Raw genomic sequence first — 12,256 nt, 5'->3', positions numbered from 1 at the left:
TTGAGAGGATGTATCAATTTGACTTTAAATAAAGAGAATAAATACTTAAAAATGCTGACATACGGCTGTCAGATGAACTTCAGTGATGCGGAGCGCATGGAGGGGGAGCTGGCCAAGCTGGGCTATGAGTCCATAGAGGATATGGAACAGGCTGACCTTATTATGATAAATACCTGCGCGGTGCGTGAAAATGCTGAGGACAAGGTCTACGGCAAAATCGGTGAGATAAAGAATCTCAAGCGGAAGAATCCTGACCTTATTTTTGGTATCACTGGCTGTATGGCGCAGAAAGAAGGGGAGAAGCTGATAAAGCGTGCTCCCCATATTGATTTTGTGCTGGGTACCAACAAGATTCAGGAGGTTGTTTCCACTGTTTCCAAGCTGGAGCAGGCCCAGGTGAAGCATGTTGTTGACACGGAAATCAATGAAAATGATATGCCTGAGGATATATCCATTCACAGAAAGACGGCCCTGTCTGCCTGGGTGCCAATTATGTACGGCTGCAACAATTTCTGCACCTATTGTATTGTTCCTTATGTAAGGGGACGGGAGCGGAGCCGTATGCCGGAGGATATTGTTTCCGAGGTTCAGGAGGCTGTGAAGCAGGGCTATAAGGAGGTTACCCTTCTTGGCCAGAATGTAAATTCCTACGGCAAGGACCACAAGAAGGCCACCTTCGCAGAGCTTCTTTCCATGGTGGACAAGGTGGAGGGAATCGAGCGGGTGCGCTACATGACTTCCCATCCAAAGGATTTAAGTGATGCAGTAATTGAGGTTATTAAAAACAGCCAGCATATCTGCACCCATTTCCACCTGCCTGTTCAGCATGGCTCCAACAGAATATTGAAGGCCATGAACCGTGTTTATACTGTGGATGCCTACAAGGAGCTTATCACCAAGATTCGCAGTGCCGTGCCAGATGCCACCATTACTACAGATATTATTGTGGGCTTCCCTGGTGAAACTGAGGATGATTTCCAGCAGCTTCTGGATCTGATGGCCTGGGTTCGCTATGACCAGGCATATACCTTCATTTATTCCAAGCGCTCGGGTACTCCGGCGGCGGAGATGGAGGAACAGGTGGATGAAGGTGTGAAGCATGACCGTCTGAACCGTCTTATGGAGCTTCAGAATGAGATCAGTCTGGAGAAGAACCAGCAGCTTCAGGACAAGGTTGTGAAAGTTATGGTGGAGGGGCCAAGCTCCAATGATGACAAGGTTTGGTCCGGCCGTACCTCCGGCAACAAGCTGGTGCTGTGGCCATATCAGGGCAATGAAAAGCCCGGGGATTTGGTTGAAGTAAAGATTTGTCAGCCCCAGACGTGGGTGCTGAAGGGGGAGCTGGCGTAAGCTTTCGCATAGGTTGTTGATGTAAGCACTGATTGCCAGCGTAAGTATAGATTGCTGGCGTAAGCCCCTCATAGATAACGTTAGTTGGACAGAAGGAATGGTATTTTCATGGAATTAACACCAATGATGCAGCAATATATGGCCATAAAGGAACAGCATCCCGATGAAATCCTGTTCTTCCGAATGGGAGATTTCTATGAGATGTTTCTTGATGATGCGGTGACAGCCTCCCGTGAACTGGGGCTGACCCTTACCAGCCGCAGTGGCGATGTGGATAAGAATCCCATGTGCGGTATCCCTTATCATGCTGCTGAAAGCTATATTACAAAAATTGTAAACAAGGGCTACAAGGTGGCTATTGCGGAGCAGATTGGTGATCCAAAGGCAAAGGGCCTTACCAAGCGCGAGGTTATTAAGGTTATTACTCCCGGAACAATTCTTGAGGAAAGTGCCCTCCAGTCTGCCAACAATAATTATATTGCTCTGGTTTATGAAACTGAGGAGGAAGTGGTGCTCTCCGGGGCGGATATTTCCACAGGGGAGTGCTTCTATGGCGTTTATACCGGGGATGACCGTTTACAGGCCCTTTATGATGAGCTGTATCGTATTATGATGCCAGAGCTTATTATTTTAGGTGACCTTACTTTTTTAGGTGATTTAAAGGCCTTTATTGATATGCGCATGGCGGCCTGTGCCTTCACCCGCATTGATGAACCTGTAAAAAATGTGGATGATCTGATTATTCAGCATTTTGATGTGAACAATCGCCCTGCCGGACGTGCCGCCAGTGAAGCAGTGGCTACCATGCTGGGTTATCTTCACGATACGGTGAGAACGGATCTTTCCCATTTGTCCCAGCTTACAAAGCTGGATTTTGCCAATAATCTTGTGATTGACACCTATACCCTGAGAAATCTGGAAATTACCCGCAATCTCCGTGATGGGGGCAAGAAGGATACCCTTCTTGATGTTCTTGATTTTACCGATACTGCCATGGGTACCCGCCTCTTAAAGAAATGGCTGGAATACCCTCTTATTAATATTGGGCAGATTAATCAGCGTCTTGATGCTGTGGAGGAGCTGGCCAATGATTTTATCCTTCGTGGGGAGCTGAAGACCTCCACCAAGTCCATATATGATTTTGAGCGTTTGCTTACCCGTATTGAGGTGGGTTCGGTGAATGCCCGTGATATGGTGGCTCTTAGAACCTCTTTTATGGCACTTCCTTCTATTAAGACGCTCCTTGAGGGCAGAAAATCCCAGCTTTTGCAGAAATGCCATGAGGGGATTCATCTTTATGAGGATTTTGTGGATCTTTTAAACAGGGCTATTGTGGATGCTCCAGGCCTTACCATCCGTGATGGGGGGATTATCAAGGAGGGCTACAATGAGGAGCTTGACGAATACCGCAAGATTTCCCGTGACAGCAAGCAGCTGTTGCAGGAGATGGAGGAAAAGGAAAAGGAAGTTACTGGTATCCGTGCCCTGAAAATTGGCTACAACAAGGTTTTTGGCTATTATATTGAGGTGCGCCACAGTGGAGCTGAGCTTGTGCCGGATCACTATGTCCGCAAGCAGACTCTGGCCAATGCGGAGCGCTATATTACCCAGGAGCTTAAGGAATTTGAAACCAAGATTTTGGGGGCGGAGGAGAAGATTGTAAACATTGAGTACAATCTCTTTATGGAAATCCGTGACATCATTAAGGCCAAGCTGGGGGATATTCAGGAGACTGCCAAGCATATTGCGGTTCTTGACGTGCTTACGGGCCTTGCTGAGGCGGCCAGTGCCTATAATTACGTGCGTCCACAGCTCATAAACAACGGCCAGATTGATATTAAGGACGGCCGTCACCCATTGGTGGAGCGTATTTTGACACGGGATTTGTTTGTGCCAAATGATACCCGTCTTAACCATACGGAATGTGAAATTATGCTGATTACCGGCCCTAATATGGCGGGTAAATCCACCTATATGCGCCAGACAGCACTGCTGACCCTTATGGCCCAGGTGGGCAGCTTTATTCCTGCAAGGGAGGCCACCATCTCCCCTGTGGACAGAATATTTACCCGTATTGGTGCCAGTGATGATCTGGTAAGCGGGCAGAGTACCTTTATGGTGGAAATGAATGAGGTGGCCCAGATTCTCAAATACGCCACCCGCGACAGTCTGGTTATTTTGGACGAAATCGGCCGTGGTACCAGCACATTTGACGGCATGAGCATTGCCCGGGCGGTAATTGAGCATATTCGTGAGCATATTCACGCCAAGACCCTTTTTGCCACCCATTACCATGAGGTTACTGACCTTGAGGACGATTTAATAAAGAATTACTGCATTGCCGTTAAGGAAAAGGGAAGAGATATTAGCTTTTTGCGCCGCATTGTTCCGGGCTCTGCAGATAAATCTTATGGTATACACGTTGCCCGTCTGGCGGGCCTCCCAAAGGCAGTAACCCAGCGGGCGGAGAAGATACTGGAGGCACTGGAGGCAGAGGGCTCAAAGGTTGAGGATATACCGTTGACCAAAAAGCAGGAGAAGGCCAAGGCCGTGGCTGAATCCAATGATATGATGGCATCACTTTTCGGTAATTCCATCAGTGATGAGCTTCTGGGGCTGGATGTAATGACCATGACCCCAATAGAAGCAATGAATACCCTGTATCGCTTGCAGCAGCAGGCCAAAGAGGAGGCGGGACGAGGATGAGTTTCGTTCATGTTCTTGACGATAGCACTATCAATAAGATAGCGGCAGGTGAAGTAGTAGAAAGACCTGCTTCAGTTATAAAGGAATTAATCGAAAATGCCATGGATGCCAAGGCTGACCGCATTGAAGTGGAAATCATGGCTGGGGGTACCAGCTTTATGCGGGTATCGGATAATGGTATCGGCATGAGCATGGAAGATGCGAAAATGGCTATCCGCCGTCATGCCACATCGAAAATCTTTAAGGTTGAGGACCTTATGGATATAGACACTTTGGGCTTTCGTGGTGAGGCCCTGCCAAGTATTTCCTCTGTATCCCGATTTACCTTGCAGACCCGTCAGGCGGGGGCAGAGCTGGGAACTGAGGTTAAGATTATTGGGGGCAGGGAGCCGGAAATCGGTGAGACCGGCTGCAGTCTGGGCACCACTATTCGGGTGGAGGATTTGTTTTTCAATACCCCGGCCCGTAAAAAGTTTATGAAGACAAACAACACCGAGGCCAGCAAGATAAACGAGTTTATTATTAAGCTGGCTATTTCCCGCCCAGATATTGCATTTAAATTTATCAATAACAATAAAACCTCCGTGGTTACCCCGGGAAACGGCAATCTCCATGATACTCTCCGCAGTATTTATGGGGGCTCTGTGGGGGATGCCCTGCTGGGCATGGATTTTGCCGATGATGATATTACCATCAAGGGCTATATTTCCAAGCCTTCCACCATCAGAAGCAACAGAAATTGGCAGACCTTTATTGTTAATGGCCGCATTATATCCAACAGGGCCATGTCAAAGGCTGTGGATAATGCCTATTCCTCATTGATTCCAAAATCCGGCTATCCAATGGTGGCTCTCATTATGGAGGTGGCGCCAAATTCCATTGATGTAAATGTTCACCCTCAAAAAAGTGAGATTAAATTTGAGGACGAGGGGAGAATTTTTAAGGCAGTATATAAGGCTGTGCTGGATGCAGTGCGTCCACATGGGGAAGCCCTTGGAAATATTGCCGCTCAGGTGGAGCGTCCGGAGAGACATTTTACGGGAGCTCCTGCCTCCATGAAGGAGGCAAAGCCCGTTATGGCACCTCTTATTGAGGATATGCACTTTGTGCCGGCGTCACAGCCAATGGTTAACAGTGTTGCCAGCTCCGTAAGTCATGGCAGCTATACCCCTTCTGGTATTCCTTCTTCCGCATATCAGTATAGGGTGGAGCAGCAGGCGAAAACTCTTCATGAGGCCCAGGCGGAATTGTCCCAGATGAAAAGAGATAGTCTGGTCCCTTCGGAGGGGGCAACAGTAAATAGTACATATACAGCCGCAAATGAGACAGAAAAAACTGTCATGGAAAATGATGTACTTGTTAATACTGAAACCGGGGAAATAATAGAGGATAAGACTAGGGGGGCTGCTTCCGCAGGTATCAGCGCAACGCCTATGGTTCCCATCGGTCAGGTGGACAACACTTATATTATTGCCCAGGATGCAAACGGGCTTTATATTATTGACCAGCATGCGGCCCATGAGCGCATTTTGTACGACCGTTTTGCGGCCATGACAGAGCGTATACCTTCCCAGCAGCTTTTGGTGCATCTCATTTTGGATTTCAGCGAAAGGGAAGCACAGCTTATCGAAAGCAATCTGGAAATGTTCCATAGTCTGGGCTTTGGCCTTGAAGCAAGCGGGCCGGATCAGTACCGACTCATGGAGATTCCGGCGGATATTCCCGTGGCTGAGGCAGAAAGCACTATTCGGGAGATTTTGGTTTCCCTGGAGGATATGCATCAGCTCAGTGCGGCGGAGATTCGCCATGAGTGTCTTGCCATGACGGCCTGCAAGGCGGCCATAAAGGCGGGCTTTGAGCTCAATTTCCGTCAGATGGAGATTATTTTGGACGAGCTTAATAAAACAGCCATGCCATACACCTGCCCTCATGGCAGACCAACAATTTTGAAATTCAGCAGCGATGAGCTGGCCAAGATGTTTAAGCGCACCGGCTTTTAAGCTGCCCACACGATATTGCTGCAATATATATTTAGGAGAATTAATGCTAAATACCATTGTCACAACGGACAGAAAAAATCATAGGGAAAGTATTGAGCTGGCGGCCTATGCGGCGGAGAAGCTGGGCATAAAAAATGTTAAGCGTAATCGTGCGGCTTTGCCTGAAATGCGTGAGGAATACGGGGTAGACAATATTCTGGTGGCCAAAAAGGGCAGCTTTGTGTTGGATACCCGTGACGGGGAGCTGTTTTTCCACCCCAATATGTCCCAGCTGCGCATTAAAAATATCCGCATGGGTGATGAGGATCACATGGCAACAGCCATGGATTTAAAGGAAGGCATGAGCGTGCTGGACTGTACCCTGGGCTTTGGGGCTGATGCCATAGTGGCCAGCTTTGTGACAGGGGAATCGGGAAGTGTAACGGGTCTTGAGGCCAGTCCTCTTATTGCCTTTGTAACCGGTGAGGGCATGAAGCATTTTCTCGCCACCAATTATGAGCTTCACAGTGCCATTAAGCGGGTGAATGTCATAAATGCTGATTATAATGAGTATTTAAAGACTCTGCCTGATAAGTCCGTGGACGTTATTTACTTTGATCCTATGTTCCGCCACCCATTAAAGGACAGCCATAATATTAATCCTATCCGCGCCGTGGCGGACCACCGCCCCTTGTCAATAGAGGCGGTTAATGAGGCAAAGAGGGTGGCAAGACATAGGGTGGTTATGAAGGAAAACAGCCGCAGTCTTGAATTCGCCCGTCTTGGATTTGATACCATTGTGGGGGGCAAGCATTCCAAGGTCCATTATGGCGTTATTAAGCTTTAAACATTATTAAAGTATAGTTGTTATTGAAACATAGGCATTATTAAACTGTAGGTGTTATTGATAGAATGATGAATGATAATATACCTGACAATATGCAGTACAGCTTTTTGGTGAAGCTGAGAAATGAGCACCCTGCCTGGCGGCTGTTGGCCTCTGAGCAGTGCAGCTTCGTGGCGGCCTTTCTTTATAAGGAGTTTATGGTTAATAATCAAAGGGCCGTGCCGGAGGACAGACTGCTGGAGGATCTTAATAATTTTATATATGACCTTCACGATAATGCCGAGGCCCAGGGGATTATCCGTCCTGCCAAGGATTATTTGACATCGTGGACTGACGGTCAGCACTCATGGCTCCGAAAATTTTTCGTTAAGAAGAACGAGCCCTGCTATGATTTGACGGCAGATGCCCAGCGGGGCATTGAGTGGCTGGCAGGCCTGAAAAAGCAGAGCTTTATTGGCACTGAGTCAAGGGTTCGCCTGGTGTTTAACCTTATAAGGGAAATTGATGAGGAAAGCAATGTTAGTGCTGAAAGCCGCATTGCCCGGCTGCAGGAGGAAAAGGAAGCCATTGAAAAGGAGATTGCCTACCTTAAAAATGGAGGCACACCTAAAATTTTAAATGAAGTTCAGATAAAGGACAGATATATTCACGCCGCTGAAACCGCCAGAAGTATACTGGCGGATTTTCGTGAGGTGGAGGAAAATTTCCGTCAGCTGGAGCGGAGCCTTATGGAGCAGATAGTCACCTGGAAAAAGGGCAAGGGAGAGCTTTTGGAAAAGTTCTTTCAGGACAGGGATTATATACAGCACTCGGAGCAGGGCAGGAGCTTTGGGGCCTTTTGGGATTATCTCATGAACCAGTCCTCCCGTGAGGAAATGGACGAGGCCCTGGGAAGAATCCTGAAAATTGAGGGCATTGATGAGGTGGAGAAGCAGTACGATATGCGTCATATCCGCCGTCAGTGGTCTGAGGCGGCAAGACAGGTTATGGACACCGTCAGCAATTTGTCCCGTCAGATCCGCCAATATGTGGATGAGGGCTATCTGGAGCAGGAGCGTTACATTTATGAGCTTATTAAGCAGGTGGAGGATAAGTCCCTTTCCATAAAGAACAATATCCCGAGAGATGCTGAATTTGCCCAGATGGATCAGTCGGCCCCATTCTTTGATTTTGTTATGGACAGGCCTCTTTTTGTGCCGCCGAAAAAGCCTATTATCGAAAGCAGTGCCCTTGAAAAGGGAAATCATCAGGGTTCCGTGGAGGCCCTGTTTAAACAGGTTTACGTGGACCGAAAGGTGCTGGAGGAAAATATTGCCCAGGTCCTTGGAGACAGGGAAAAGGTCTCCTTGAGCGAGATTTTGGCAAAGCACCCCCTTACCAAGGGACTTACAGAGCTTCTTAACTATTTGGTAATTGCCAGCAGTGACAGCCGCAGCTTCGTGGAGGGTGAGCGTCAGCAGCTGGATATGGAAAATGTTAACGCCGTGGATATTCAGGTGGATATGGATAAGATTATTTTTTACAAAAAAGAGGGGTAAGGAATGGAAGATATGTTGATTGAGGAAAAGGATATGGACTATTCCCGCGCCCTGATTACGATTTTAAAGGGCGTGGTCGATAAGCGCACCCAGCCGGATATATGGAACATTATTAAGGAAAATCAGCCCCGCATGGAGGAATATGTGGCCCAGATTGGCCTGCTCCTTTATGTGGACGATAATGCGGGCTATGCCTATGTAAAGCAAAATGAGGATGAGAATTTGCCGCGGCTGGTGCCACGCCATCAGTTAAGTTATGGTTTGAGTATTCTTTTGGTGCAGCTTCGTAAAAGTCTGGGGGATTTTGATGCCTCCAACGGTGACAGCATTCTTGTTCTTTCCCTTGAGGATATTAAGCTTAGACTGAAGCCATTTTATCCCGCCGCCACCAATGAAACCAAGTTTGATAATGAAGTGAACCGCCACATTAAAAAGGCAGTGGAAATGGGCTTTTTGTCAGAGGTCTACGGCCAAACGGATACCTATGAAGTTAGGGAGCTTATAAGGAGCTTCGTCACCGCAGACTGGCTCCAGAAGTTCAATGAGCGGTTGCAGGACTATATAAATTATGGGGCAAAGGATAGTGACCAGTCTGATGATGATGTACTGATAGGTTAAAAAGCTGCCTACTTTCATAGCTGCTGATAGCTTCTGGTCTTCGTTTTATCGTTTAAAGAAGTGCTAATACATTAATCTTCACAGTTTCTTCATATTCCCTCCATATCATCTGCACATTTGCTTGCTACAATAAATCTGCAAGCAAAATTAAGTTTTAAGGAGTGCAGATTATGACAAATTATATGGAGCTTTTAATGACGAATCAGCCATGGAATTTAATATTATTCATGGTTATACCAGTTGGGTTAGCGGAATTTTTGGTGGCAACGGAATTTTATACGCTGTATCTAAAGGATACAGGTGAAAATTCATGGAAGAGTATTAATACATGGTTAGGTAAAATAACTGGTATTTATTTTACCGGTGTATTCATCTATCTGATTACGTATGTGGTTCCAAATATTGAATGGCGTGGTTGGGTTGATGTGGTAGCTGTAGGCGCATATCTGTGCGGTATAGTCCCTCTGCTGGGTATTACCTTATTGGAATTTGGTATAGTTAAAAGAAATGCTTCATCAAAGGAGCGCACCAAATCTCATTTTATGCTGTTGATTGGCTTTTTAATTGTCAGTCATGTAGCGATGATTTTCGGTATGGTTGATCCGACTATTAATGATTTAAGGCCAGTGGCACAGCAGGAAATGCCTATGCATTCTCATGACCATTCCGATGGCTCTGGTCATGCAGGCCATTCCCACGAATAAATTTACCCCGAATACCCAACAGCAGCTTGCCGTTGGGTATTTTCCCTTTATGAAAGAGAAAGGCGGTTTAATGTGAATTCATACTCAATTCTTATTGCCGATGATGATAATAAACTAATCGAGCTACTAACAGAATATTTTGCCAAGGAAAACTTCAAGGTTTATACCGCTATGAGTGGTCCAAGTGCACTAATTGAAGTGACCGAGCATCAGCCGGATATCATTTTGCTGGATATTATGTTACCTGGAATGGATGGCTATGAGGTATGCCGGCGAATTCGTGAAAACAGCTCGGTGCCCATCATAATGTTGACGGCATTGGATGCAGAAGCTGACCAGCTAAGTGGGTTGGAAATCGGGGCTGATGATTATATTACTAAGCCCTTTAGTACCCGGGAGCTGGTAGCCCGTGTGCGGGCTTTATTACGCCGTGCCTATGGTTCACTATCAACAGTCCATTCTTCTCTGCTGGAAATCGGTGAATTGTATTGGTCATAAAGCTACCTATTGTGGATAAATAAGTGGTTAGTGATTTTGTAGTCTTTGCCGGAAATCCAGTGAATATTGTGTCTGATTAATATTTTGAAAACATTTATTTTTATTAAATTGTATAATGGTACTGGTTATTGGAGGGATGGATATGTTTAATTGGCGAAAAATCGTGGTATATCGTTCAAGGGACAAGGATGATTGGGCGAAAGCCAGAAATCTGTTGGAGTCAAACGGAATAGAATATACATCCTTTGAGTCTGAGGAAGCACCAATTGCTGGATGCTGTAGTAATCTCAATCCGGGGAATATATGGGGGACAAAAAAACAGTATATTTTCCGTATTGAAGTACCAATTAAGTATAAGGAACAGGCACTCACTATACTGGAGGGAAATGTACTTCCTATAAAAGCGTGCGGATTTCAACTGTGATAATTTTCATAATTACGGAGCTTATTGAAACAGTATTACCTGGCAGTTCTCATTAAAAAAGGAAGTGCTGAATACTAAAATATTGATTTTAAAGACTTTAATCGCTATATTTATATGTGGTTAAAGTCTTTAATTTTTTGGAGGTGCATAATATGTCACTTAAAGAACAGTTGGCAAATGATATGAAGGAAGCAATGAAGGGCAAGGAAAAGGAGCGCTTGGCAGTTATTCGCATGGTTAGAGGTGCCATTAAGCAGCAGGAAATTGACAACAAGGTAGAGCTGGATGATGATGCTGTAATAGCCGTTATTAGCAAGGAAGTTAAGATGCGTAAGGACTCTATCGCAGATTTCGAAAAAGGCGGACGGGCTGATTTGGTAGCTCAGAATGAAGCCGAGATTGCTTTTCTGATGCCATATTTGCCACAGCAGTTATCTGAGGATGAGGTACGTGCCTTGGTGAAAGAGGCTGTGGAGCAGACTGGTGCTTCATCACCAAAGGATATGGGCAAGGTAATGGGGGCACTTATGCCAAAGGTTAAAGGCCGTGCTGATGGAAAGATGGTCAATACATTAGTGAAGGAAGCCCTGAATTAAGCAGGTGATGGGATGAATACAGTTTATCCGTCATTTTATAAGGATTTTTCCTGTATAGCCAGTGATTACAGCCTGGATGATTTGCTGATTTATACAGATATATCCACGGAATATATTTTTATAGCAGCAGCCATTACGGGTGATTTGTCTGAAGCCATACGCCGCTGGTCAGAGCAGATAGAATACTGCCCGGAAAATGTGGCGATGCTCTTGAAAATGTAGTTTCATCCGATATTAACGGGTAAAAACAGATCAGGTCAGTTCCACATAGCTTTTGCGGTTTCTGGCCTGTTTTGTGTTTGTTAAGGGAAATATACTGGATTTATGATGTTTACATATAATGTTGATTCATTTTTGGAAAAAGAGCTGGTGCAAATAAGGGAATTCTTCTATGATTTCATGGCTGGTTTTACAGATAAGTCTTTTTGTAAAATGCTGAGGGAGCGCAAGGAATGGCTGCCACCTGTATATATTTCAGATGAAGTGATAGTTATTCCTAAAGGGAATGGCCCCTTTGATAAGCAGTTGGGAAAATCCATTAAAAAGGGCTACAGTGTATTCATATACCATGAGGCAGTGAAGGAATATTGCTGCATATTTCATTTGGAGAATGAATATGAAAGTGTTTTAAGCATGGTGCTTGCCCATGAATTTTTTCATTCCCTGCACCGAATATGGGATGAAAGGGCCTTTTTGCAGGATGCCAGCCCCAGAACGGGAATATCTATGGAAAGAAAGCACCAGCTGACGGAGTCGGTGGCAGATTATTTTGCGTATTCCTGGTTGGAAAGCAATGCAGATGGCGATTATGAAATGGTGGCCCAGCACCGAAAAAGCTTGTGGCAGGAATATGCATCTGCTAATTGGCCTTACAGTTCTGCCTTGGTATATTTAAGCGACCATAAGAAGTTTTTTGAAATATTGGCGCTTTTGAAATCTAACCCTGCTATGGCGTATAGAAAATTGAGTAGTTGATTAAATTAATATAAAAAGGGA

The 12,256-nt window shown here is 45.6% G+C and carries 12 protein-coding genes; all 12 read left to right on the top strand.

What is annotated here, in order from left to right; all coding sequences use genetic code 11:
* Nucleotides 1-51: 51 nt before the first annotated feature.
* Nucleotides 52-1,350 carry a tRNA (N6-isopentenyl adenosine(37)-C2)-methylthiotransferase MiaB gene (miaB, locus tag T525_RS0105140; RefSeq protein WP_037325210.1) on the top strand — a complete coding sequence of 433 codons (1,299 nt, stop codon included), beginning with the start codon at nt 52-54 and terminating at the stop codon, nt 1,348-1,350.
* 108 nt (nt 1,351-1,458) lie between these two features.
* A complete protein-coding gene (mutS, locus tag T525_RS0105135; RefSeq protein WP_027406327.1) occupies nt 1,459-4,056 on the top strand; it encodes a DNA mismatch repair protein MutS in 2,598 nt (865 codons plus the stop codon).
* The gene (gene mutL / locus T525_RS0105130; protein WP_027406326.1) at nt 4,053-6,056 is read left to right on the top strand and encodes a DNA mismatch repair endonuclease MutL; all 2,004 of its coding nucleotides are present in this window, start codon (nt 4,053-4,055) and stop codon (nt 6,054-6,056) included. The genes mutS and mutL overlap by 4 nt, the downstream gene beginning before the upstream one ends.
* 43 nt (nt 6,057-6,099) lie before the next feature.
* Nucleotides 6,100-6,882 carry a class I SAM-dependent methyltransferase gene (locus tag T525_RS0105125; RefSeq protein WP_027406325.1) on the top strand — a complete coding sequence of 261 codons (783 nt, stop codon included), beginning with the start codon at nt 6,100-6,102 and terminating at the stop codon, nt 6,880-6,882.
* 65 nt (nt 6,883-6,947) lie between these two features.
* Complete coding sequence (locus T525_RS0105120; RefSeq protein WP_037325099.1) at nt 6,948-8,420, top strand: DUF3375 domain-containing protein; 1,473 nt, start codon at nt 6,948-6,950, stop codon at nt 8,418-8,420.
* A gap of 3 nt (nt 8,421-8,423) precedes the next feature.
* Nucleotides 8,424-9,038, top strand: a complete 615-nt coding sequence (locus T525_RS0105115; protein ID WP_051533419.1) for a DUF4194 domain-containing protein — start codon at nt 8,424-8,426, stop codon at nt 9,036-9,038.
* 170 nt (nt 9,039-9,208) lie between these two features.
* Nucleotides 9,209-9,742 carry a DUF6803 family protein gene (locus T525_RS14290; protein WP_051533418.1) on the top strand — a complete coding sequence of 178 codons (534 nt, stop codon included), beginning with the start codon at nt 9,209-9,211 and terminating at the stop codon, nt 9,740-9,742.
* 72 nt (nt 9,743-9,814) lie between these two features.
* On the top strand, nt 9,815-10,240 hold the full coding sequence (locus tag T525_RS14285) for a response regulator transcription factor (RefSeq protein WP_051533417.1): 426 nt from the start codon (nt 9,815-9,817) through the stop codon (nt 10,238-10,240).
* 142 nt (nt 10,241-10,382) lie between these two features.
* Entirely contained in the window at nt 10,383-10,664 is a 282-nt protein-coding gene (locus T525_RS0105100; protein WP_027406322.1) for a hypothetical protein, read from the top strand.
* Between the two features lie 152 nt (nt 10,665-10,816).
* On the top strand, nt 10,817-11,260 hold the full coding sequence (locus tag T525_RS0105095) for a GatB/YqeY domain-containing protein (RefSeq protein ID WP_027406321.1): 444 nt from the start codon (nt 10,817-10,819) through the stop codon (nt 11,258-11,260).
* Between the two features lie 12 nt (nt 11,261-11,272).
* Nucleotides 11,273-11,482, top strand: coding sequence for a hypothetical protein (locus T525_RS0105090; RefSeq protein WP_027406320.1), 210 nt, complete (start codon nt 11,273-11,275; stop codon nt 11,480-11,482).
* Nucleotides 11,483-11,584: 102 nt separating this feature from the next.
* Entirely contained in the window at nt 11,585-12,235 is a 651-nt protein-coding gene (locus tag T525_RS0105085) for a hypothetical protein (protein ID WP_027406319.1), read from the top strand.
* Nucleotides 12,236-12,256 lie beyond the last annotated feature (21 nt).

The organism is Anaerovibrio sp. RM50, from assembly GCF_000622005.1.
Classification (GTDB): domain Bacteria; phylum Bacillota; class Negativicutes; order Selenomonadales; family Selenomonadaceae; genus Anaerovibrio.
This window is presented reverse-complemented; position numbering and strand designations above follow the sequence as displayed.